Consider the following 23,196-nt stretch of genomic DNA (forward strand, 5'->3'; position numbering starts at 1 on the left):
AAAAACTCCAATTTGTAAGCCTGTGATCTGAAAACTAACCAGATTACAGGCTATTTTTATGGCTCAAGACTATCACCACGGTGTCAGAGTTTTAGAACTCAATGATGGCACTCGACCAATACGAACTGTATCAAGTTCTGTCGTTGGTATGGTATGTACTGCATCCGATGCAGATGCAACCAAATTTCCTTTAAATACACCAGTATTACTCACAAATGTTCAAGCTGCTTTAGACAAAGCAGGGGATCAAGGTACGTTGGCTCGTTCGCTTCAAGCAATTGCAGATCAAACCAATCCTGCAACTGTAGTCGTGCGTGTAGAACAAAAAGCCGATGCTGCTGAACAAACTTCCGAAATTATCGGTGGTTCAGTCAACGGTAAATACACTGGTATGAAAGCCTTACTTGCTGCTGAAGCACAGCTAGGTGTGAAACCACGGATCTTAGGTATTCCTGGTCTTGATAAATCTGCCGTTTCAGTTGCTCTAGTTGCATTAGCGCAAAAACTACGTGGATTTGCTTATCTCTCTGCAAATGGCTGTGAAACAAAAGAAGAAGCTCAAGCGTACCGTCAAACTTTTGGTGCACGTGAAGCAATGCTTATCTGGCCTGATTTCTTAGGTTGGGATACAGCGACTAATGCAACCACAACTTTTGAAGCGACTGCTCGAGCACTTGGCCTACGAGCAAAAATCGATAATGAAACAGGTTGGCATAAATCGCTTTCTAACGTTGCTGTCAATGGTGTGACAGGCATTAGCAAAGATGTGTATTGGCAGTTGCAAGATCCTGAAACGGATGCTGGCTATCTAAACCAAAATGACATTACGACTCTCATCCAACGTGATGGCTTCCGTTTTTGGGGTTCACGTACTTGTTCTGACGATCCTCTTTTCGCATTTGAGAACTACACGCGTACTGCACAAATCCTTGCAGATACCATGGCGGAAGGGCACATGTGGGCGGCTGATTTACCACTTACACCTGGTCTGGCCAAAGACATTATTGAAGGCATTAACGCCAAAATGCGTGAAATGACTCAAAGCAATTATTTACTCGGTGGTGAGTGTTGGTTAGATCCAGTTATCAATACAAAAGAAGTCCTCAAGTCTGGCAAGTTCTATATTGACTACGACTACACACCTGTTCCACCACTTGAAAACTTAGTGTTACGACAACGCATTACAGACCGCTACTTGGTCGACTTTGCTTCACGTGTAACCGCTGGATAAGGACTAGATCATGGCTATACCAAGCAAATTAAAACTCTCTAACCTTTATAACGAAGGTAATTCATATCTTGGCCAAACTGGTGAAGTCACGTTACCAAAACTAGGCCGTAAATTCGAAAACTGGCGAGGCGGTGGCTTAAATGGCAACGTTAAGGTCGATTTAGGTCTTAGTGATGATGCGATTGAGATGACATGGAAGCTTGGTGGTATCGATAAACTTGTTTTACAACAGTTTGGTGCTGCCACCATTGGTGCAATCGGTTTACGTTTTGCTGGTTCATATCAGCGTGATGATACGGGTGAAGATACTGCAGTCGAAATCGTAGTCCGTGGCCGTCATGAAGAAATCGACTTTGGTAATGCAAAAGCTGGTGATGATACTGAAACAACAGTCAAAACAATTTGGTCTTATTACAAGCTCACTATCGATGGTGAAGTTGTTATCGAAATTGATATCCCTGGTGTTAAAGAAATGGTTAACGGTGTGGATATGCTCGAAAAGCACCGTGCCAACATCGGATTAATTTAACTTTCCATCCCTCTGTTCATGTCCCGTGAGCAGAGGTTTTTTTATATATTTTTTGGAGCGTCACTATGAAAACTTTAGAGCAAGTAGAAAACACTGCAACTATTAATCCTGACATTCAGACAGTAGATCTGGAAAAACCACTCATGATGGGTAGTTTAGAAATTTCATCACTAGAGATCCGTAAACCAAATGTTCCGGCATTGCAGGGTGCAAAAATTGCAGACCTTCTACAAGGTGATGTAACTGCTATTTGTGCCGTACTTCCACGTATTTGTACACCTGAGCTAACTAAATCTCAGATTAATCAGCTAGAACCCTCTGATCTGGCTCAAATTGGTGGAGTGATCGTACTTTTTTTGCAACCGAAATCGACGCGTGTTCAAGTATTACGCCAACAGTAGACGATGCAATAGCAAATATTGCGGTGGTCTTTCATTGGCCACCCCAAGCCTTTATAGATATGTCAATCAGTCAACTGATGCAATGGCATCAAAAAGCCATTGATCGTAATGGAAATGATGCCGAATGAAACCCTTAAAACTTGAAGTCCTGTTTGGATCAAAAGATAGTTTAAGTCCAGCTCTCAAGTTAATGATTGGAAGTAGCAATGCTGCTTCCAAAGCATTAAAAAATACTCGTGATGAATTAAAACGACTTAATGACCAACAAAAGCAACTCGATTCATTTAAAAAGCTCAAAGAGGACGTTAAACAAGCCTCTACTGAACTAGAACGTAATAAAAAAATAGTACAGTCATTACGTGAGCAATTAGCAGTTAATCCTGATGCAAAATTGACAAAAGAGTTAAAAAAGGCTGAAACGCAAGTTAAGCAATTGGCTAAAGTCGTGACTGAAGGTCGTCCACGTCTTATTGAGCTAAGAAATGAACTAAACAATGCTGGTTTAAAGTCAAAAAACTTTGCTGAACAGCAGCAAGAATTAAAAGAAAAAATTAATGCAGCCAATACATCGATCGACAGCCAAAAAAATAAACTGGAAAATCTGAACCGCTTCCAAAAATCACATAGCAATATGTCGGGTAATGTGCGGACCGCAGCCATGTATGGTGCTGGCATGGCCGCAACTGGTACAGCTGCCTTATATCAAATGCGTAAACCAATTGATGAATCCAAACGTGTAGATGTGGAAGAAAACCGTATTGCATCATTAGGCTTTGGGAAAAAAGCCACAGATGAAGCGATTCAATACGGTAAGGCAATGAAAACTTTTGGTACCAGTACGCTTGATAACTTAACCTTGGTCCGTGATGGTGTCACAGCTTTTGGTGATGTACATCATGCTCAATGGGTAGCTCCAACACTGGCCAAAATGAAATTTGCAAATGAAGCCATGTACGGTGATCACGGTGTAGAAAATGAAAAAAAATTCATGGATATGCTTAAAGTCATTGAAATGCGTAATGGTCTAAAGAGCAAAGCATCCTTTCAGGAACAAGCCAATATTATTCAGCAAGTGATTACAGCCACAGGTGGACGTGTGCAAGCTGAAGAATGGCTCAATGTAATCAAGACGGGTGGTATTGCTGCAAAAGGCATGGAAAACAAAGCCTTCTATTACAAAATGGAACCATTAGTTCAGGAAATGGGTGGACATCGTGTCGGTACATCCATGATGTCGGCTTATCAGAATTTATACCAGGGCAGAACTACGCAACGAGCAGCTGCTAATCTCGATAAATTTGGTCTTATCGGTGACTATTCAAAAGTTAAGCATAACAAGACTGGAGATTTATCTTATTTAGATATTGGTGCGATTAAAGGTGCAGATCTCTTTAAAAAAGATCAATTCGCTTGGATGGAGCAAGTTTTGGTACCGGCACTGAATGCCAGAGGCATAACTAAAGAAGGGGACGTTATCGATGCGATTGGTAGTGTCTTCAGTAACCGTACTGCTTCAAACTTATTTGCTCAGATGTATATGCAACGTGATCAGATCCATAAAAATGCCAAGCTGAATGAAGGTGCATTCAATATTGATCAGCTCAATACACAGGCTCAAGGCACAACATCTGGTAAAGAATTAGAAGCAAGAGCAAAACTTAACGATGCATATTTACAGTTTGGCCAGACTATTTTACCGATCTATACCCAAGCATTAGTGATGGCAACAAATGCGATGCAAGGTTTTACCGGGTGGATGCAACAGAACCCGACTTTGGCAAAAGCACTAGGTACTGGTCTTTTGTTGATAGCTGGAGGTTTAGTCGCTATTGGCGGTTTACTTCTTGTTTTCTCACCACTCATTTTAAGCATGTTAAGTCTGCGGCTCATGATGGTGACACTGGGTGTGCAAGGTAGTGCATTAAGTTTTGCATTCCGATTACTCCTTTCTCCATTTTCATTATTACGAGGAGCTATTACTGGAGTAGGTTCAGCATTAATGTGGCTTGGTCGCCTAGCGATGGCTCATCCTCTTTTGGCCTTAATTACTGCAGTCGCGTTCGGTGTTTATTTGATTTATAAAAATTGGGACACTGTCGGTCCTTACTTCCAAAAAGTCTGGGCCATGATTAAAGGGTTCTTTCAAAGTGGTATTGGCAATATCTCAGCAACTATTTTGAATTGGTCACCACTTGGCCTGTTCTATTCTGCATTTGCTGCTGTGATGAATTGGTTCGGTTTTGAGTTACCAACAAAATTCTCTACATTTGGTGCAAATATTATTAATGGCTTGATCAACGGTATCAAATCACATTTCCCGAAATTAAAAGAGATCTGGAATACCGTTGCAGATTACATGCCTGATTGGTTGAAACAACGAATGGTTATCCGAAGTCCTAGTCGTGTGATGGCTGGTCTAGGTGGTCATATTGTTGGTGGTATTGGAATGGGTTTAACTCAGGCCTTTCCAGAGTTAAAGAACAAATATAATCAAGTTCTCAATTTGTTCACCAATAAAACCCAGTCACCTATTATGGATCAGATTGATATTGCTGCTCCAGTCATTTCAAAAATACAAACCGCACCAAATTTAACTTCAAGCCGACAGTCTTCATTAGCTGTGGCTGGAGACACATACACCATCCATATTCATGCTGCACCAGGACAACTTGTTCAGGATCTTGAACGTCAAATTGAACAAGTTGTTATGCGTTTACAACGCGACAAATTGTCACGTGTACGGACAATCATGGCAGACCAGGAGTAAATCACATGATGATGATATTGGGCATGTTCCCGTTTAGCATCCCGACTGCGGTTTACCAGCAGTTACAGCGCAGTACCAATTGGCGGCATCCAAGTAATTCACGGGTTGGTGATATGCCAGCCTATCAGTTTGTCGGTAGGGGGGAAGATACAATTTCTTTAGAGGGAAGTATTGTGCCGGAGTTTGGCTCTCAGATGAGTATCACGGCTTTACGTGCCATGGGTGATACAGGTAAAAACTTTCCGCTTATTGCAGGAACAGGTAAAGTTTTTGGGCTTTATCACATTGATGATTTACAAGAAACACAAACTTATTTTTTTAAAGATGGCACCCCACGCAAAATTGAGTTTAGTTTAAAACTGACTCAAGGACAGAAACCAGGAACTCTAATCGGTAATGCTGCAGGCAAATTAATAGGCTTATTATGACCCTTATTTCCGTAATAAATTCGGTTGTTGATGATGTACTGCAGGCGAGTTCTGTCCCAATTTATAGACTTGTTGTTGATGGCGTGGATATCTCATCAAAGGTCAACAATCGCTTAGGGCAAATGCGTATTGAAAACAAACGTGGTTTTGAAGTTGATACGCTTGATTTAACGCTGTCCGATCATGATGGTTTGCTTGAAATCCCAAGTAAGGGTGCAGTCATTCAAGCATGGCTTGGCTGGCAGCACTCTGGACTAGTTTATAAAGGTAGCTACATTGTTAAAGAAGTTGAGCATGGCGGAGCACCAGACACACTTCGCATCCGTGCGACCAGCGCAGATATGAAAAAGTCATTAAAGCAAAAAAAGGAACGTAGCTTTGATGATATTGCTTTGGGAGATCTTATTAGAAAGATAGCAATCGAACATGATCTTAATGACCAAGTATCTGAAGAACTGGCCAAACATAAAATTATTCATATCGATCAAAATGAATCAGACGCAAATTTACTGACTCGTTTGGCAGATGAGCACGATGCTATAGCTACCATCAAAAATGGTACCTTACTCTTTATGCCAAAAGGCCAGAGCCAGACCATTTCTGGCCAAGATTTACCTACCAAACTTTTGACCAGGACTATGGGCGATGAACATCGTTATAGCTATAGCGATGGAGGTGAAGAAGTCACAGCAATTCGTGCTTTTTATTATGATGAGAAGATGGCCAAAAAACTTGAAGTCATTGTCGGCGATCAATCTAACGAGAATATAAAAGAACTACGTCATATTCATCGTGATAAACAAACTGCAACTTTAGCTGCAAGAGCCAAACTTAATCACTTTAAACGAACAGCCGAAACGCTCACATATAAGCTGGCCAAGGGGATACCAGATCTTGTCCCGGAGCAGACTTTTTTATTTATTGGGATCAAAGAACAAATTGACGAAATTTATTGGCTTGGAACAACCATCACCGATACGTTAGACAGCTCCAGTGGTTATACCACTGATCTTCAGCTTGAAGTTTTTTTCCCAGATGCTGACGATGTATCTGAGTTATTTGAAGACCAATTTGTCTCAGAGAAAGATAAAAAATGGACTGGAGTCGTCGTTTATTATCAAGAGGGAGATAAGGCCGTTAAGCTCACAAAAGGGGATCAAGCAACCCCTAAACACTTCTCTTATCTTTATCTGACTAAAGCTGGAGCGCAGCAGCGGCTTGATCGTGAATACGCGTTATTAGACCTTGAAACAGGTAAATTTACAGCGCATAACGAACTAGATCAGAAACCTTATACTGGCTTGAAAACCCAATACACGGTCGGAAAAAATAAAACTCCACGTCAGTGGGTAACCTTGGGTGATCAATCAAATCCAAAAGTGATTGATCGAGTCTTTCATAGTAAAGCTGCTGCCGAGAAACGATTAAAGCGCGAGTTACCGCGCCTTAATGCTAAAAAAGATATGCTTGAGCAAGTCAAAATAGATCAAAAGTTATAAATGATCAACTCATTGCCATTATGCTCTTCATGAGCTGCTTTAGAGTTCACAGACCAATTAATTTTACGATGTGTCATTTGATAGTCCTTAAAGAGTTCTCTCACTTCAGGCACATCGTTTAAGCTTAAAATGAACTTCCCTTTAATCTTATCTAGCTTGTCTTTTAAAGTATAAAAATCCTCTTTGGACCAAATGCCTTTGCCATAAACATTTTCGCAATCCCAATAGGGTGGATCTAGATAAAACAATGTGTCAGGACCATCTAAGCGATTGATGACATAGTCATAAGACCGATTTTCAATGACTACATTTAACAACCGTTCATGAATAGACAGTAAATGGTCCCGTAGACGTTCACCTAGACGTACACGATTAACTCTATCTTTTGAATACGTGAAAGAGCCATCTAATTGGCAGCCAAAGGAAGAGCGTATTAAATAATAAAATTTAACTGCCCTTTGAATATCAGTGAGACCAGATTGATCACGTTTAAAATCGTCAAATTGGGACCGCGAAAATAACAACAATTCAAATTCAGCAATAAAGGCATTAAAGTGAAACTTCAAAATCCGATATAAATTAATCAGATCGTTATTAATGTCATTAATAACTTCAAAAGTAGAAGGGGTTTTTTTAAAAAGAACCCAGCCAGCTCCTCCAAAGACTTCAACATAAGTTTTATGTTCTGGAAGCATTTCAATGATGGTTCTAGCTAGTTGTGATTTACCGCCAAGCCAACCACTGAAACTATGGCCACTAGGATTGTATTGTGGTGAGAGGTTTTGTGTCATGAATCTTACCTGATTGTGTTTGATGCTCTGGGCATTCAGGTAAGGCACTCTGGGTGCTCTGGAATGTATTTAATGTTTTACAGCGAGGGCATTTAATCTCAACGTGATCAAACCCCTTTGTTTTAGCCAATAATTTAAAACAACATTGGCATTTTAAATTTTGCATATATTTTTCTGCATTAGAAAAACTAACTAAATACTATAAAAAATATAGAAAAAGAACAAATATTTGTTCTTTTAATTTAAAATATATATAAATATGTTCTTAGGATGTGCCGAATGAATTCACCCAATAACTACAACACTATTAACAAGAACAATTCCCGTCCACAAATAATCTGCCCACACTGTAAAAGTAACAATTTGAAGATCAGATCAAGTGAACAAAGGCATCCGTTACTTAAAGATGTTTGGCTCACATGCCCGAACTTATTTTGCGGATTTACTTGTGGGGGCCATATTGAAATTACTCATACTATTTCACCAAGTGCAGCACCAGATCCGAAGATTCATATACCTACTTTATTAGAGTTAAAAGCAACAAATGATGATAATTGGGAAGAAAATGATGTGTAAATATTTAAATATAGTATTGCTAAGCGTTGTGTTATTGGGATGTTCTTCTTCTAATGATGCAATTAAGGCATTAAAAGCAAATGGATTTACGGACATTCAAACTGATGGTCATGCTTTTTTTGCTTGTAGTAAAGACGATACATTTTCCACAAAATTTATAGCTAAAAATAAAGATGGCCAGAAAGTTAAAGGTACTGTTTGCAGTGGTTGGCTGAAGGGAGCGACTATTCGTTATGATTAATGTCACACCTGACCATCCGATTGCCCATGATGCCTATGAAGCATTGAAAAATCTTAAATGCGATTATGTGAATATCATTGCCCATACCTATCAAAAGACAGCACATGAAGAAGGTTTTTTTATTGCCGGTATTTATCCAAATACAGTTGAAGCTGGCTTTAATCGCTTAGACTGGTTAGCTGAATATGAGCAGCTGCAGGAAGAAAAAAATTTAACTGGAGCTGACATGAAATGAAAAGAGTCCAGCATCTAACTCCCATTTTAAATATTGTCTTTAAGGGCAATATTTTCTATGTAAGCCGAGTTAATGGCCGTGAACTTATTTGGCTAAATCGTTGTGCAGAAATGCTACCTGAGTTGTATTGGGACTTTTCTTTAGACTTTCCTTTTAATCCCAAAAGTATCCATAAAGTAAAGAACAGAAAACTTCGCAGAGCTTGCTATCAGTCATTTGCACTGTATAAAAAAACATTTAAACCAGGATCAACCAAAAAACTAAAAATTTTCAAATATGAATGGCCATCATTAGATAAATGGAAAGCTTCAATGCTGGAGGCAACTGAGACGGCTGCTAAAAGGTTTAGTGACACAGCAGATGCAATGTCTTACGCATTTAATTCATTAGAAAAATTTAGGACTAATTACTTATGTAGTTGGGATCTAGCAGCTGGCGTGGAATAAAATATGCTTCCTGAAGAACTTTTTGAACTTTTTTACAAAAATGTCCGTTTAGACATGAACCCACCAGGCTTCCCTAAATATTATTCAGAAGTTATGAAGCGATTCTGGTATGAACGGTTTATTAATGCATACAACAATGTAAGAGAGCCTATGGGCTTAATGAGTTGGGCAGAGGCACCACAAATGTGGCTGGCTGGTTATAACGAAAAACTTAATGAATATAGTTAGATTTTAATTAAAAGTTTTCTACTTTAGAGGGGAACGTCCACCAAATCTTATTAAAGTAAACCTCATTACGTAAGAAATTTATTTTTAATTCATTCCCATTGTAATCATAAAGATTGGTTACTTCGCCTTTCTTATTTATTTCAGCAAGCAAATTACAACCATGCTCAATTTTTCTAGACTCTAAAACCCTAATCATGACTTGCATAAAATTTCCTCTTTTGAGAATTATAAATAAGATTAAAAACAGATGCCAATTCGATAAAAAAAGGTCGCATTTAGCGACCTTTTTATAATTTGAAAATCATCAATCTTCAACTGGAGAAATACCAACCCATAAACCTGTATTCGCGTTAGCCATTGCATAATACTTAACATTACCAATAATCTTACTATGAGAGTTGTCTTCCTTTTCAATATTTTTCAAAGCTTCTGTAATCAGCTTTACAACTGTATTCCCAGCTTTATCATCTTCGGGACTGACAACCTTAGTACTGATACCAGACACAATAAGAAGATCATGCATTGCTTGCTCATACTGGTCGGTTTTACCCATGATAAAAGTAAGTTCTTTTAATTGGCCATCCTTTGTTACCGTACCAACCATAGCAATATCTTTTGAAAATAGAACCTGAAAGCTATCAAAAACACTTCCTGATTTAACATCGAATTTTGATAACGGGGATATGGAATCAATATCAAGTGAATGAAGTGTAAAATTAAACTTTTCTCGGAACTGTTCTGGTGTCATTCCTAAACTTGTTTCAGCCTTTTTTATAGGACTTTCGGCTAACTTTGCATTGTTTTCTATAGGTGTATTAGTTGGGGGTGTAATGTCCTTTTTTTCTACATTTTCAGCTTTAGATTTTTGTTCTATTTTAGGTGCAAATACACCTACCATTGCCAATAAAATAATATTTATGGCTATACCAAAGATTAGAATTTTTGGTCTTGATAGTGGAGATCTATTTTTGAATTGGGTAAGAGAGGGTTTAATCAAACAAATTAATGTTCCCAATAATCCAATAAAAAATAAAAGTGTAAATAATATGGCCATTTTTTTCCTTTGATATTTATAAAGTTATAAAAAATAAAGATTCACTATATTTACATAGTGAATCTTTAAAAATCAACGTATTGTTTTGAATTAAGGCTTCGATGCATCCTTGGTTTTATCAAGTAAGCCTTTACCAACATCAACCAGTTTTTCAGCAAATCCTTTTAAATCTGCTGGCAATGTAACTTCATCACCTTTTGAAGAGTATTTCCCTTCACTAGATTGACTAAAATAAATTGGAACTAGATTTTTTCTAATTTCTTTCTTCTCATCTTCACTCATTTTTTCCATAAAAGGTTCTAATGCAGCTAATTGTAAGTATGTTCTATTATTATCTTGGAAGCACTCGTAATGTTTAGAAGCTTGTTTAGATGAGTAAAATGCTAATACAAAAAACATTAATGAAATTGACATTCTATAAATGAAAAAGAAAAGGTTTGTATCTTTTCCAGTAAGTGCTATTTCCCCCCAAGAAATTAGAAACATAACAAAAGCGGTGCCTATCGCCCAATAAATAGCTCTATTAGTGTATTTTCTAAATTTTTTATATTCATCATTCTCATCTTGTGCTTTTTGTTTATAGTTTACAATTAAATTATATACCCCAGCTTTTTCAACTAAATCTTTAAATTTTTCATAGTTAGTTTGAGCATTTTCATAGCTTTGATCTATCACTGAGATTTTATTGTTAGTAATAATCTCTAGCTCATTTAATTTATCCTCTAGAACATTCTTGATATCCTCAGCTCTACTATCAGTAATTTGCTGGAGTCTTCTTTCATAATCCGAAAGGTTTTTATTTAACTCAAGATTCTTATTTTTTAGATCATCAATATTTTTTTTAGCTAAGTGAACTACTTCATTTGATTTTACTATATCTAAACTATAGTTTTTAAATTGATTGTCATATTTTTCAGTAAGATTATTAATGTCATTTCTAAATTGTTTAATTAAAAGATCTGTCTCCTCTTTAAAACGTTCAACTTGAGATAAGTTAAAGTTTTTTTCATTATTCTCTAAATTTTCAACTGCATTAATAGTACTTGCAATACTATTAAATAAAGTTCTAAGATCAAATGTAAGATTTCTAAAACTATCACCTAACGTCTGTTTATTTTTTGCTATTGAAAATAAATCATCAACAATTTCAACGTTTTTTATTGATTGATTATCTTTTGTTCCTTCGAGTAGTTTAACCCTAAATTCTTCTAACTCTTGTAACAAATTCATAAAAGATTTTCTAAGTGTTCTTGTTTTATCTTCTTGTACAAGAACTGCCTGTTGAAAAATATTATTTTCAAAAAATAAGTTTCGATTAGTTATGCTATTTAAAAATAAATTATTTGCTCTATTTGCAAGATGAATATAATTATCGATTAAATTTTTTATATTTAAGTCTTCTTTAGCAATAGATTCAAAACCATAAGAAGTATAATTGAAGTTTGAAGGAATCATTTTATAAATCCCGTCATAATTGTTTTGTACCATTTCGATATTTTCAAAAGTATTTTTAATTTCTAAACCGTTAATACATATACTTTCCAAAGATTTAATTATTACTGATGTTAATGATTCACTTTCAAGATTGTCCACCATATTTCCCCCGAAATATATTTTTGTGCATCTTGACATAACGATTCACTATCGGCAATATGAAAAAGCACAGCAAAATCTGTGTGCAGGCGTGGAAACCTGAAAACTTACTCAGAGCGCACAAAATACAGTCGCTTATGCGGCTATTTTTTTGCCTTAAATGTCTAATCGGCTATACTTGTTATGGTAGATCGGGCAGGGCAGCTTTTAGCTGGCCGTTCTCTGAGTACGGTATTTCCACCCCTGTTCGGTCTACCACCATTCTGTGGAAAGAATGGCGGTAGGTTTGCAAAGAACTTACTCAGAGTATTCATCATGAAAAAATCTGTTCAAATCATCGAACACACGCCTATCCATGATTTAGAAGCGTTTTTTAAACGCCAGAAACAAATCAAACGTTCTAATTTCCTCAAAAACCTCTATGAAGGATCTGCATTTATTTGTATGGTCGCGTTTACATTCTCTTTCTTTTTTTTAGGGAAGTAATCTCATGCAAATCAATGACAATATTATTCCCTATGTGCCAATTGCGCCCCGGGTACAAGCTACAAATGAAAAAAGCCGTCTACTCTGCGAACAACTATTTTTGCTCATAGATACGGTAACCAGTAGTCAAATCCTTTTTAACCACCAGACTGACAAGGGCTTTTTATCAATTTGCCCAGATCAAATTAATGATTTGATCGAAGAACTGTCAAAAACTGACCATTCATTCAAAAACATCGATATAAATTTATTAAATTCGTCGCTAAAAGATCTTATTTATCCTAAGTTTAATGGAGAACGCACCATTATCAGCCCGATCTGGAACAACTCAGAGGTACGGGTTTGGCAATTTCAATTAAATCAAATTGCTAATGGGGTAGATATGAAACTTTTAACTAATGATGCTGAATTGAACTTAGACATGGCTTTAAGTGCGGTACGCATCTGGCGTAATTCACTTGAAGTAGGATCTGAAAACAGAGATGTAATTTATAAAAGAAATGATCTGATTTACAAGTTGATGGACTTAGAGCAGCGGTTGCAAATAGTCCAGCAAGAACTAGAGGAATAATGAAAAAGCCCACTGAAAGGTGGGCTTTTTTACGTTTTAATCATTCTTTATTTTCGACTTCTTTTGCATACACCGAACTTAAACGCAATAAAGCTTCCTGAGCTTCAGAGCTGAGCTGTCTATACGCTTTTAATAACAAACTTTCTTCACTGGTCAGGCCACTAAAGTCAGGATCAATTCCTAAGAGCACGTAACGAATATCAATGCCTTGTTTTTGTAGTTTTGCCAGATAAACCCACTGGTCAGGCACTTTGTTGCGAACATAGTTACCTAACGTATTTTCATGCGCATCAATACTTCGAGAAAGCGGTTTTGCTTTCAAACTCTTGCGTTCCAGTTCTTCTGTGAACCTTTGTGTAATCTCTACAGCCAAATTTTCGGACATATATTTCACCGATACGTATTGAAAGACTAAATATTTATGCTATAGTGATTCGTAGCACATCACTATAACCGTAGGATACTGTATGAGTACAGAAACTTCACCTTCTAATCGTTCCCGATCTAAAAAGATCAGCGGTGGTCGTGTTGCATGCATCGTTTATTTACCAAAAGAAGAAGTACAGGAAATCGATAAAGAGGTAGACGAAACGGATACAAGCCGTTCTAGCGTCATCGCACGAATCTATTACCAAGGTAAAAAGCAAACATCAACCAACGAGGACCCAAACCCATGAGTCGCATGAACCAAAAACGGGATAACCGTTACAACGTCAACCTAACAGATGATGAGTCTGATCTTTTTAAAGTTGTCTCACGGCTTACAGGTGTTAATCCGGGTGTAATCATGCGTCAGCTTGTAATGAAACAAGCCTTAGCTTTGCTAATCGCAGAAGACATTCAAGATAACTTTAGCTTAGAGAACTACTTAAACAAAGGCGCATCAGATCACCTTTCAAGGAGCTGAATTGATGCCAACTCAGGAAATCGCTCTTTCGGATAAAGAGAAGGAAATTGTACAGGAAGTACAAAAATCTTTAGGTCATCAAACCATTGAAGAAACCATTGAGTACCTTGCCAGACAAAGGATCCAAGAACTACTTGGAAAATTAGCAGGGCAGGAACTTAGAAAGAAAAATCGGCATTTATTTTAAGGCAGTTTATTGAAAATGATGTTTCCAGAAACCAAAGCTTTAGTAGTAGAGAAGTTGCAAGATATCTACGGCTTCAAAGTAAAAGGCAACAATAAATTGCGTGGTAGATGCCCTGACTGTAACCACAAGGAAGCATCAGCTTGGGTATATCCTGAGGAACCGTGGGTGGTGTTCTGCCCACGTAAAAACGAATGTGGTAGCGAAAACCACATTCGTGATTTATTCCCTGAGTTGTTTGAAAAATGGGAAAAACGTTTTGAACCAACTCCTGAAGATCCAAACAAAACAGTAAATGCTTATTTAGTTGAAGGCCGTGGCTTCCCATTAGAGCAACTTAAAGGTCTATACACGCAAGAAAGCATTACTCGTTATAAACCTAAGAAAACCACTTCAGTAACATTAAGATTCCCAATTACCGATGAAGAAGGGAACACAGGGTGGTGGCAGCGCGTTCTAGATGAACAAGGTGTTCTGCCTAAAACTACTTTTAAAGAAGATTGGTTGTCAGCTGGCCACGCTTGGATGACACCCAACACAAATTACATCGAGTCTAAAGAGATCTGGATTACCGAAGGTATCTTCGACACGATCGCTCTATGGTTATCAGGTATTACCAGTTTTTCAGCTCTATCAGCTGGCAATTTCCCTAAAATTTTACTCAACCACATTGCAATGAAATGTGCCGAGCAAGAGCTGCCATTACCAAAGCTTGTGTGGGCATACGATAACGATAATGCTGGCCATGAAGGTATAAGAAAAAATATAGCCTTAGCTGAAGAACTTGGCTTTGAAAATGAAGCTGCACTTCCTCCTGGTGGGCGTAAAAAAACAGACTGGAATGACCTTTATAAACAAGATCGTCTCAAGTTTTCAGACATAGAAACCTATAAATATTACGGTTCTTTATTAATCGCAGAGAAACCTGTGGATAAAGGCATACTTATCTACAAGCGTTATGGTACCAAGTCATTTCCTTTTGATTTCAATAACTGCGTTTATTGGTTCAAGTTAAATATGGATAAATATGATGACTACATGAAAGGCATTAATTTTGATCCAAACGATAATGAAGATTGGGCACAAGAAGAAAAAGACAAAGCTATAGCAGATCGACGAGATTCAGCCATTGAACATTCTGCCGATGTAGAAATCATGATGGAATGCCGTCCACACGGGCTTTACTACCAATACCAGAAAGAAATTGATGAAGCAGATTATTACTTTCAGATAGATTTTCCCCGTGGTGCGAAGACGATTAAGAACACATTTAGCCCATCACATATTTCTTCAGCTCCAGAGTTTGGCAAGCGACTTCTACATGTTGCACCTGGTGTTTTTTATGAAGGGAATAGTAAGCAGCTGCTCACATTTCTAAAACGTGAGCTCAAGGATATTAAACGGGTTCAGCTAATTGACTACGTCGGATATCACTTTGAGCAAAAAACTTATGTATTAGGCGATTTGGCCTATCAATCAGGTAAACAATTCGTGATCAATAAAGAAGATTATTTTGAGCTGCCACGACATACAAACTTAAAGTGTAATGCACCATTTGCATTGGAAATCAACAAGAACCAAGAAGACTATCAGCAGGCTTGGGTCAAAGATCTGATTGATGCGTATGGAGTTAAAGGCTTAATTGGCTTAACTGCATTTTTTGGTGGGTTATATGCCCAGCAGATCCGTAAGACTCACAAATCATTTCCATTCTTGGAACTAGTAGGTGAACCGGGTACAGGTAAATCAACTTTAATTCAGTTTTTATGGAAGTTGTTTGGTCGTGTGAACTATGAAGGTCTAGATCCTACTAAAACATCCAAAGCAGGTTTAATCCGTACTTTACGCCAAGTATCTAACCTACCAGTCGTATTCATTGAATCGGATCGCCAAGGTGAAAATTCATCTAAGCAATTCAATTGGGATATGTGCAAAACCATGTATGACGGTGGATCGCTTGGGGCAATGGGTGTAAAGGCAGGCGGTAATGCAACCTATGAACCTTTATTCATGGGCATTTTGATCATTAGCCAAAATGCTGAAGTACTAGCTTCAGAAGCAATCATGGGCCGTATTGTCCACGTTAAATTCTTTAAAGATCAACTTAGTAAATCGAGTCTTTTTGCTTCACGTAACTTATCAAAATATGAACCTGAGAATGTTAGCCAATTTCTTTTGCAATGTTTGAGCAAAGAAAAAGACATTTTGGAAGCCTTCAATATTGGTTATGAAAAATATGATGCTTTGCTGCACGAAGACAAATTCAATATTCAAAGCTCTCGTATTGTTCACAACCATGCCCAGCTTATGTCTCTATTTGATGCGATGTGCCGCCATGTAATTGAAGTGCCGGCACAAGTACAAAAACAGGTGACTGAAGAATTTATCAAGATGGCTCAGAGCCGTGACAAGGTCCTCAAATCAGATCCGGTCATTGTTCAGAACTTCTGGAACACGATCGAAGAAATGGAAGATTCAATTAGAAAAATGGAAAACCACGATACGGTCGTAAACCATTCTGCTAGGGCAGACATTATGGCCATCAATTTTGCCCATCTATACAAGGTCGCAGCGGATTATCGATATGCATTACCTGACGTAAATGAACTTCAGAATGCACTGCGTCATAGCCTTCATTACCGCTTCATTGAAGCCAATAAAGCCATACAAAGCAAAATTACCAGTTCAACAAAACGGTGTTGGATCTTCGAAAAACCAACTTCATCACAACGGGATTAATCCCATTCATTAAGGAGAAAAAATTGGACTCAGAAAAAATTGATTCAATTAAAGAATCGCTTGAAGACATAAAAAATTCAATTTCTATTTTTCAAAAAATGCAGATTGAAGAACGTGACAGCCCTAATGCCCATTCGTTTCTTTATGGAGCGGCTAGGCAAACAATTAAATCAATTGAAGAATCTGTAGATGAAGCGCTCGATTCTTTAGAAGGCAATGACTAGGCACACATACAAAAGCGGCAACTTCTGTATGAGTCACATAAACACCGGAGAGCAAATATGAGCACTTTAAGTGATTTAAATAATCATTTGTTTGAACAGTTAAATCGGCTTAACGATAACACTTTAAAAGGTGAGAGTTTAAAAGAGGAAATTGACAGAGCAAATGCGATGACCAGTATCAGTAAACAAGTCATTGCAGCACACAATACACACCTCGAAGCGGTAAAAATTATTGCAGAACATAAAGGGCTTAGTAATGAACAGCCAGCAATCCTCAGCCCAACTTTGAGGATCAACTAATGGCCAGCCCTATTCCATACACAAATGAGCAATTAGCGTTCATTAAAAAAAATTGTCGTTTGACTCGTAAAGAACTGACAAATCAGGTGAATGAAATTTTCAAAACTACTTATACCGTTGATCAAATTAGTGGGTTATGTAAACGGAATAAATGGTTAACGGGCCGTAACGGCTGTTTTGAAAAAGGATATGTACCACCGAACAAAGGTAAAAAGGGTTTAGTTGGAGCCAATAAAACTAGTTTTACTAAAGGTCAGTCACCGTGGAATTCAAAACCTATTGGTTATGAATATCAAGATTCAAAACAAGGATATATCCACGTCAAAGTGGCAGAGCCGAATGTTTTTAAACTGAAACACCGTGTTGAATGGGAAAAAGAGAAGGGAGCTGTTCCTAAAGGTCATGTAATTGCCTTCAAAAATTTTGATCGATCAGATTGTCGTATAGAGAATCTGATGTTAATGACCAGATCGGAAATGGCTCGATATAACCAACTTTATTTAAATTATGCGAAGGGAGAAACAAACGAAAGTTATCTAATACTGGCAAAAGTAAAAGCTAAAACTCATCAATTAATGAAAGTTTAAAAACACACATACAGAAGCGGCAACTTCTGTATGTGCCACACAATCACCGGAGAGCAATTATGCAAAACGATTCTAACGTAGAAACCACACAAGCGGAAATTCCTGCGTATTTACAATGTGAGCCACGTACATTCAAAGTGAAGCTAAACGATTGGCATGATGATACATGCGATCTTGAATTCACAGTCGTAATTAAATGTATTGATGATGAACTACATGAACACAATAAATTTTGGTCTGGTCATAAAGATCGTCTAAGTACTAACAATGGAGACATTGTTGCTGTGATTTTAAAAATGATCGGAAGAAGTGTCTTCTGGTGGTGTTATGAAAATAACTCAAATTCTTTACATGAAAAATATGGCGTTAATTCTATTTTTCATGAAGAAGGCTGGTTATCTAACTGCTTCGAGATAACAAAATTATATTTTGAAAACAATGTTGACGACGATTCATTTGAATTTGAACCTGTAGTGGCGGAGGGATAAACCATGTCGAATACTAATTTCCCTTTCTCATTAGCAGAAGAAATGTTCAATAACAATGTGGAATTTCATACAATTCTGCATCTTCCAACGTTGGCTGTAGGTCAATCAGTTCCTGAAGCATTTGAAGAGTTTTTAGGAGATATGGATTCTAAAAATGCTGAAGATCTAATCGACCAATACCCTCAACTTAAAGAATTTATTGATGGTGTAAATCAATATTCAGACCGTGAATGGAATGAAGAACACGCCACTAATTTGATCCGTCATCATCCCAATTTTGAATTTTTAATCAGTATTCATATTGCTATACCGTTTAATTTCAACTTTAACGAAGAAGGTAAATACGTCTCTAATTCACTAGGAGGGCGGTACCGTTGCCAGTGGATTTTTGCAACCTCAATGAAAGATGCAGCAGATCAAGGAATTAAGTTATCCGAAATGATCCATGCAGAAGAAGAACAAAAAGCTCGTATAGAGCAAGGATTGGGGTGGTAATCATGTCTAAAAAAACAGCTTTACATTTTAAATTTGAGTCATTAACGGTTCATGTTCTAGAAAATTTCACTTGGAATGAAGAACTTGAACTTTATGAAGATGAAAGAACTCAAATTTGTTGGTTCATTTTTATAAGCGCCATTGAAGGTTTTACTTTAGAAAATGACTGCATGATTGAACAAACATGGTTCATGAAAGGCACACCCGTAGCGAATCTTATTAAGCATGCTGAAGATGTTTATAAGGCTGAAGTGGCAGCACAGAACTCTAAAATCAAATTTGGTACGGACGATAATCAACAGTGGTTCGCCCATGATGTTCCATTCTTTATAACTGTTCAAATTGACCGTATCGAAGAGCATGGTTTAGTTGAGTGGGATATTCATTTCAATGAATGTTGGCAAGGGCCCTTTAACTCTAAGCAACGATGCATTCAGCACTTAGAAGAATGTATTGCTGAAAAACGTCAAGAAGCTAAGGAGGGATAGCCATGTCTAAATATCATTGTATCTGTGGTGGCCTTATCCTTCCTGACTTTGATGCCTACAAGGTAGGTGATGAAGTCAACTTCATGATCCAAAAAAGAGAAGGTGCTTATCAGGGAAAAATTGCCGTTAGCCAAAAAGCACATAACGGAACAATTACTGAAATTAAAGGTGACGAAATCACCGTTAAAACTCGCGTAAGAACCTATGTTCTATACAGATATGAAATGACTCCAAAGGAAGCACCAGGACCAATTGATTATTTTCGGATTGGTCAATGTCGATGCGAACTTGATAAACAAAGAAAAAGAGGTAAAGAGCATGCAGTTCAATCTTAAAAATGCATTGTTTTTCAACCTGTTTTTCTCAATTTTGGTGAGCACTTCAATTCTGGTTTTTGGAGAATACTAATGAACAAAAAGCAATTATTTGCTGCAAAAGCACGACGCGCAGCGGATCTAAAAGCCCAGCAAGATAAAGCTGCTCAAGGGCCTTATGAACTCAGCATGACTTTCTGTGTTGATGAAGTAAATGAGGTTATAGATAAATATCGTGAAGAATCAGGCTTAGAAGATGCAGAACTCACACCAGAGCATGTGGCTTACATGGTTTATAAGGGAGATCTCATCATTTGCCTTAAAAATATCCTTATCCCATTGTCACAAGAATGGACTCTGAATGTAGACAGTTATTACTTTAATCAAGAAACCGAAGATGAAATGACGGTTTCTGTTGAATTTGAAATGGAAGAAATGCCTTTCAATGAGTTCAAATTCGGCAGCAAATTAAAGGTAGATCGTGGCCACGGATTAAAAACAAGATGGAAGGGAATAAACCAAGAGCTAAACGATCTTTTGCTTGCAGAAGTTCCTGAAGGTTATGAACGTACACGTAGCGAAGCAAAATTAACCTGTTCAACGGGATTTACTGATTATAAAAGTCTTCAGGAATTTAACTTCGTCAAAAGAGTACTTCGAAAAAATGGTATTGATGGCATCCGTAAAGTGAACGAAGTCATTCAGCAGCACAAACAACCTGAGGTGGCTTAAATGACAGCACTAATTTTTGATACTGAAACCCATAAACTGCATGGTGACATCATTGAAGCAGCAGCTGTAGAAGTAATTTTCCCAACATTTACTGCTGATATTCCTATCATTCCAACCATGTTTGATTTCACTAAACGCTATAAACCAAGTGAACCAATTTCAATTGGTGCAATGGCTGTACATCATATTGTTGATGAGGATCTAACAAGATGTCCACCATTCACAAAGTTTAAAATGCCGAAGGATGATGTCGAATATTTGATTGGCCATAACATTGATTATGATATTGCCGCGATTAATCGTGCTGGCGTTGTGACTAAAGGTATTAAAGCGATCTGTACATTGGCAATGGCCAGATACTTATGGCCAACTTTGGAGGCTCATAATCTATCTGCTCTTGCGTACCAAATTAGCAAAAATCGTAAGTCGACTCGTCGTGGTTTACGGAACTCTCATTCAGCATTGAATGACTGTAAAACTACATATTCGTTATTGCTTGAGATTGTTACGACTAAAGGTATTAAATCTTTTGAAGAGCTGTATGAATTTTCAGAACAGGCAAGATACCCAACCCATATTTTTTACGGTAAATATAAAGGTCGGGCAATTGCTGATATGGATGACAGAGAAATTCACTGGTTAATGAACAAAACAGATGATGAGTATCTCCGAACTTCACTGGAAAATGAAATTCTTACAAGAAATAGCATAGACGAACAAGACGAGCTGCCATTCGTTTAGCGCAGCTCTTAAGCACCTCTTATGCACCTCCGGTCGGGGGTGCATTCCTCTAAAATATTCGTAATTATTTAAGATACTTAAATGTAGGTCTACTTATGTCTGCAGGACTCGAAATCCGTGGAAAATCGATGCGAATTTGGATGCGTCCGAACGCAACAGAACCCGCCATTAAAGAAACATTAGACTGGGCCTTCACTCCAGAGAATCAAGATAGAGCCGAAAAGCTGGCCAACTTAATAAAGCTAGAAATACAGCTGGAGCAATTCAGCTTGGCCAAACATTTTCCAAACTCAAAACACTTACAAAAGAATCAGGTTACTTACTATGCCCAGCTTTATTTGAGCCAAACAATTAAAGAGGTTGCACCAAGTACTTATGATTCTTATAAGGGCCATGTTTATAACCATATAATCCCTAAATGGGGCCAAATTAATCCAAAAGATATCAATACAAACACGCTCAAAAGATGGATTGAGCAACTAAAAGATAGTCTCAACAATAAGACCGTACGGGAAATTATTACTCGTTTTTCGCAGATCCATGCGATTTGGCGCGATGAACGCCAAATGCCTTATAACCCATTTGAGAACATTGTAATCCATCAAGTTGATACACCAGAACCAGATCCATTTAGCAAAGTTGAGATTGCAATGATCTTAAATACTGAAACGGATCTGGATATTCAAAATTTGTTGCCATGCTTATTCTGGACTGGACTCTCAATGTCTGAGCAGATCCCGATCGCTTGGGAAGATATTGATCTGGAGAAAGGTACCATCCAAATATCGAGATCTTATGTCCGGGGAATTTATCGTGTGACCAAGAATCGACGCAGAAAGCGGAAAATTAAATTATTGGAGCCGGCAATTACGGCTCTCAAAAAACAATATCAAATCACCGGTAATGCTCGAGCCAAAACAATCGAAGTACTTCAGCGTGACAATAAGACCAGGAGAGCCGAAAAAGTTCGGTTTGTCTGGATTAATCACGAACGGTCGAACCACTTTGAATACCACGAATTACGCTATCGTTGGAATAAACATTTAAACAAGGCAAAGGTACGGAGACGTGGGATTAACCAAGGCCGACATACATTCGCAAGCCAACTTTTAACGTCTGGCCAAGTCCCTCCCGAATGGATTGCAGAGCAGCTTGGCCACAGTGATACATCTATGATTTACAAGCATTACGGCAAATTGATTGCAGAAGATCTACCAGACTATATTACGAAGCTAAACAACTACATCACGATGTAATGGACTGAGCGTAGAATTGCGCTCAGTAAAATCAGGCTAAACACCTTCATTACGATGTAATAGTATTTACTTCAAACTTACTCTAAACATTACATTCAGATCCTAAACTAAGTGCCTATAACTCTAGGCACTTTTTTTATTTATTACTCCATTACTTCAAAACAAATAGAGCTGCTAATAAAGGTTAAGCCATTGATTCAGCAGGTTTCAAAAAGTGGCCATAAATAACAATTAAAACTTGGCCATTTACCTGTATAAAAGACCAGAAATTCCCATATTTAGTATTTTTAAAGAATGGTTGTAAGCTAAATAACTGATTTATATATATCTATAGGCCTAATTGTGGTGGGTTCGAATCCCGTCATTCACCCCAATTTCGGAGCATAGCACAGCCTGGTAGTGCACCTGGTTTGGGACCAGGGGGTCGTAGGTTCGAATCCTACTGCTCCGACCATATTTAAAAGCGTTCAAGCTTTATAAAATATCCCAAATATTAAAAAGAATTTCTTCTTATCTTATCGATAGAAGGAATTTTTTTGTTTTCTACTTCGAAATTTTAATTCAATCGCACTCCAATATTTGAACTCGTATTCCTTATATACATATGTTCTCTGTTCTCTGTTCTCTGTTCTCTGTTCTCTGTTCTCTGTTCTCTGTTCTCTGTT

34 protein-coding genes and 1 tRNA gene are annotated in these 23,196 nt (G+C 37.6%); 29 read left to right on the forward strand and 6 right to left on the reverse strand.

All coding sequences use genetic code 11. The features are described 5' to 3' along the window. Positions 1–58: 58 nt before the first annotated feature. From FY048_RS17630 to FY048_RS17660, 7 genes are all read left to right on the forward strand, one after another. The gene (locus tag FY048_RS17630; protein WP_446091995.1) at positions 59–1,231 is read left to right on the forward strand and encodes a phage tail sheath protein; all 1,173 of its coding nucleotides are present in this window, start codon (positions 59–61) and stop codon (positions 1,229–1,231) included. 10 nt (positions 1,232–1,241) lie between these two features. Further along, positions 1,242–1,760 (forward strand): phage major tail tube protein, encoded by a 519-nt coding sequence (locus FY048_RS17635; protein WP_446091996.1) that lies wholly within the window; start codon positions 1,242–1,244, stop codon positions 1,758–1,760. A gap of 65 nt (positions 1,761–1,825) precedes the next feature. Continuing rightward, on the forward strand, positions 1,826–2,161 hold the full coding sequence (locus FY048_RS17640) for a phage tail assembly protein (protein WP_446091997.1): 336 nt from the start codon (positions 1,826–1,828) through the stop codon (positions 2,159–2,161). A gap of 17 nt (positions 2,162–2,178) precedes the next feature. Further along, positions 2,179–2,289, forward strand: coding sequence for a GpE family phage tail protein (locus tag FY048_RS17645; protein WP_276202362.1), 111 nt, complete (start codon positions 2,179–2,181; stop codon positions 2,287–2,289). Next, on the forward strand, positions 2,286–4,928 hold the full coding sequence (locus tag FY048_RS17650) for a phage tail tape measure protein (RefSeq protein WP_446091998.1): 2,643 nt from the start codon (positions 2,286–2,288) through the stop codon (positions 4,926–4,928). The genes FY048_RS17645 and FY048_RS17650 overlap by 4 nt, the downstream gene beginning before the upstream one ends. Positions 4,929–4,933: 5 nt before the next feature. Next, positions 4,934–5,356 carry a phage tail protein gene (locus tag FY048_RS17655; RefSeq protein WP_446091999.1) on the forward strand — a complete coding sequence of 141 codons (423 nt, stop codon included), beginning with the start codon at positions 4,934–4,936 and terminating at the stop codon, positions 5,354–5,356. 83 nt (positions 5,357–5,439) lie between these two features. Next, positions 5,440–6,855, forward strand: a complete 1,416-nt coding sequence (locus FY048_RS17660; protein WP_446092000.1) for a contractile injection system protein, VgrG/Pvc8 family — start codon at positions 5,440–5,442, stop codon at positions 6,853–6,855. On the opposite strand, the gene FY048_RS17665 is transcribed toward FY048_RS17660, so the two are convergent. Both FY048_RS17665 and FY048_RS17670 read right to left on the reverse strand, forming a co-directional pair. Then, positions 6,843–7,646 (reverse strand): DNA adenine methylase, encoded by an 804-nt coding sequence (locus FY048_RS17665; protein ID WP_446092001.1) that lies wholly within the window; start codon positions 7,644–7,646, stop codon positions 6,843–6,845. The two genes, FY048_RS17660 and FY048_RS17665, sit on opposite strands and share 13 nt — an antisense overlap. Further along, entirely contained in the window at positions 7,612–7,812 is a 201-nt protein-coding gene (locus FY048_RS17670) for a Com family DNA-binding transcriptional regulator (protein WP_446092002.1), read from the reverse strand. Before FY048_RS17670 ends, FY048_RS17665 begins: the two co-directional genes overlap by 35 nt. 113 nt (positions 7,813–7,925) lie before the next feature. Between FY048_RS17670 and FY048_RS17675 the strand changes: the two genes are divergently transcribed. Genes FY048_RS17675 through FY048_RS17695 form a run of 5 tightly spaced genes read left to right on the forward strand, consistent with a single transcriptional unit; the run spans position 7,926 to position 9,372 of the window. Further along, a complete protein-coding gene (locus tag FY048_RS17675; protein WP_446092003.1) occupies positions 7,926–8,222 on the forward strand; it encodes an ogr/Delta-like zinc finger family protein in 297 nt (98 codons plus the stop codon). Beyond that, on the forward strand, positions 8,212–8,463 hold the full coding sequence (locus FY048_RS17680) for a hypothetical protein (protein WP_446092004.1): 252 nt from the start codon (positions 8,212–8,214) through the stop codon (positions 8,461–8,463). The genes FY048_RS17675 and FY048_RS17680 overlap by 11 nt, the downstream gene beginning before the upstream one ends. Continuing rightward, the gene (locus tag FY048_RS17685) at positions 8,456–8,698 is read left to right on the forward strand and encodes a hypothetical protein (protein WP_446092005.1); all 243 of its coding nucleotides are present in this window, start codon (positions 8,456–8,458) and stop codon (positions 8,696–8,698) included. Before FY048_RS17680 ends, FY048_RS17685 begins: the two co-directional genes overlap by 8 nt. Further along, positions 8,695–9,144: a hypothetical protein gene (locus tag FY048_RS17690; protein WP_446092006.1), complete on the forward strand. Its 450-nt coding sequence runs from the start codon at positions 8,695–8,697 to the stop codon at positions 9,142–9,144. Before FY048_RS17685 ends, FY048_RS17690 begins: the two co-directional genes overlap by 4 nt. Before the next feature lie 3 nt (positions 9,145–9,147). Further along, positions 9,148–9,372 carry a hypothetical protein gene (locus FY048_RS17695; RefSeq protein WP_446092007.1) on the forward strand — a complete coding sequence of 75 codons (225 nt, stop codon included), beginning with the start codon at positions 9,148–9,150 and terminating at the stop codon, positions 9,370–9,372. Between the two features lie 7 nt (positions 9,373–9,379). Here FY048_RS17695 and FY048_RS17700 read toward each other — a convergent pair whose 3' ends face one another. The 3 genes from FY048_RS17700 to FY048_RS17710 all read right to left on the reverse strand — a co-directional run bounded on the left by FY048_RS17700 (position 9,380) and on the right by FY048_RS17710 (position 12,022). Continuing rightward, the gene (locus FY048_RS17700) at positions 9,380–9,577 is read right to left on the reverse strand and encodes a hypothetical protein (protein ID WP_446092008.1); all 198 of its coding nucleotides are present in this window, start codon (positions 9,575–9,577) and stop codon (positions 9,380–9,382) included. Between the two features lie 99 nt (positions 9,578–9,676). After that, positions 9,677–10,426 (reverse strand): hypothetical protein, encoded by a 750-nt coding sequence (locus FY048_RS17705; protein WP_446092009.1) that lies wholly within the window; start codon positions 10,424–10,426, stop codon positions 9,677–9,679. Positions 10,427–10,516: 90 nt separating this feature from the next. Then, a complete protein-coding gene (locus tag FY048_RS17710) occupies positions 10,517–12,022 on the reverse strand; it encodes a hypothetical protein (protein ID WP_446092010.1) in 1,506 nt (501 codons plus the stop codon). 180 nt (positions 12,023–12,202) lie between these two features. Between FY048_RS17710 and FY048_RS17715 the strand changes: the two genes are divergently transcribed. Both FY048_RS17715 and FY048_RS17720 read left to right on the forward strand, forming a co-directional pair. Beyond that, a complete protein-coding gene (locus tag FY048_RS17715) occupies positions 12,203–12,505 on the forward strand; it encodes a hypothetical protein (protein WP_446092011.1) in 303 nt (100 codons plus the stop codon). Positions 12,506–12,509: 4 nt separating this feature from the next. Beyond that, a complete protein-coding gene (locus tag FY048_RS17720; protein WP_446092012.1) occupies positions 12,510–13,076 on the forward strand; it encodes a hypothetical protein in 567 nt (188 codons plus the stop codon). Between the two features lie 40 nt (positions 13,077–13,116). Here FY048_RS17720 and FY048_RS17725 read toward each other — a convergent pair whose 3' ends face one another. Further along, the gene (locus tag FY048_RS17725; protein WP_057066125.1) at positions 13,117–13,461 is read right to left on the reverse strand and encodes a hypothetical protein; all 345 of its coding nucleotides are present in this window, start codon (positions 13,459–13,461) and stop codon (positions 13,117–13,119) included. A gap of 82 nt (positions 13,462–13,543) precedes the next feature. Here FY048_RS17725 and FY048_RS17730 point away from each other — a divergent pair, with 82 nt between their 5' ends. The 15 genes from FY048_RS17730 to FY048_RS17800 all read left to right on the forward strand — a co-directional run bounded on the left by FY048_RS17730 (position 13,544) and on the right by FY048_RS17800 (position 22,985). Further along, complete coding sequence (locus tag FY048_RS17730; RefSeq protein WP_130135105.1) at positions 13,544–13,753, forward strand: hypothetical protein; 210 nt, start codon at positions 13,544–13,546, stop codon at positions 13,751–13,753. Next, entirely contained in the window at positions 13,750–13,983 is a 234-nt protein-coding gene (locus tag FY048_RS17735) for a hypothetical protein (protein ID WP_057073299.1), read from the forward strand. Before FY048_RS17730 ends, FY048_RS17735 begins: the two co-directional genes overlap by 4 nt. A gap of 4 nt (positions 13,984–13,987) precedes the next feature. Next, positions 13,988–14,170, forward strand: a complete 183-nt coding sequence (locus tag FY048_RS17740) for a hypothetical protein (protein ID WP_086375865.1) — start codon at positions 13,988–13,990, stop codon at positions 14,168–14,170. 15 nt (positions 14,171–14,185) lie between these two features. Beyond that, positions 14,186–16,906, forward strand: coding sequence for a toprim domain-containing protein (locus FY048_RS17745; protein WP_446092013.1), 2,721 nt, complete (start codon positions 14,186–14,188; stop codon positions 16,904–16,906). Between the two features lie 23 nt (positions 16,907–16,929). Next, complete coding sequence (locus FY048_RS17750; protein ID WP_151821386.1) at positions 16,930–17,130, forward strand: hypothetical protein; 201 nt, start codon at positions 16,930–16,932, stop codon at positions 17,128–17,130. A 57-nt stretch (positions 17,131–17,187) separates the two neighbouring features. After that, positions 17,188–17,430: a hypothetical protein gene (locus FY048_RS17755; protein WP_130175780.1), complete on the forward strand. Its 243-nt coding sequence runs from the start codon at positions 17,188–17,190 to the stop codon at positions 17,428–17,430. Beyond that, positions 17,430–18,017 (forward strand): HNH endonuclease signature motif containing protein, encoded by a 588-nt coding sequence (locus FY048_RS17760; protein WP_446092014.1) that lies wholly within the window; start codon positions 17,430–17,432, stop codon positions 18,015–18,017. Before FY048_RS17755 ends, FY048_RS17760 begins: the two co-directional genes overlap by 1 nt. Before the next feature lie 59 nt (positions 18,018–18,076). Beyond that, positions 18,077–18,505 carry a DUF2528 family protein gene (locus FY048_RS17765; protein ID WP_446092015.1) on the forward strand — a complete coding sequence of 143 codons (429 nt, stop codon included), beginning with the start codon at positions 18,077–18,079 and terminating at the stop codon, positions 18,503–18,505. A gap of 3 nt (positions 18,506–18,508) precedes the next feature. Next, entirely contained in the window at positions 18,509–19,000 is a 492-nt protein-coding gene (locus FY048_RS17770; protein ID WP_446092016.1) for a hypothetical protein, read from the forward strand. 2 nt (positions 19,001–19,002) lie between these two features. Beyond that, positions 19,003–19,488, forward strand: a complete 486-nt coding sequence (locus FY048_RS17775; RefSeq protein ID WP_446092017.1) for a hypothetical protein — start codon at positions 19,003–19,005, stop codon at positions 19,486–19,488. Between the two features lie 2 nt (positions 19,489–19,490). Further along, complete coding sequence (locus tag FY048_RS17780) at positions 19,491–19,823, forward strand: hypothetical protein (protein WP_419344568.1); 333 nt, start codon at positions 19,491–19,493, stop codon at positions 19,821–19,823. A gap of 72 nt (positions 19,824–19,895) precedes the next feature. Beyond that, positions 19,896–20,534 (forward strand): hypothetical protein, encoded by a 639-nt coding sequence (locus FY048_RS17785; protein ID WP_419344566.1) that lies wholly within the window; start codon positions 19,896–19,898, stop codon positions 20,532–20,534. Then, a complete protein-coding gene (locus FY048_RS17790) occupies positions 20,535–21,275 on the forward strand; it encodes an exonuclease domain-containing protein (RefSeq protein WP_419344564.1) in 741 nt (246 codons plus the stop codon). A 95-nt stretch (positions 21,276–21,370) separates the two neighbouring features. Next, entirely contained in the window at positions 21,371–22,531 is a 1,161-nt protein-coding gene (locus FY048_RS17795) for a tyrosine-type recombinase/integrase (RefSeq protein ID WP_419344561.1), read from the forward strand. A 377-nt stretch (positions 22,532–22,908) separates the two neighbouring features. Continuing rightward, positions 22,909–22,985 (forward strand) — tRNA-Pro (locus FY048_RS17800). Positions 22,986–23,196 lie beyond the last annotated feature (211 nt).

The organism is Acinetobacter sp. 1124_18A (assembly GCF_052824995.1).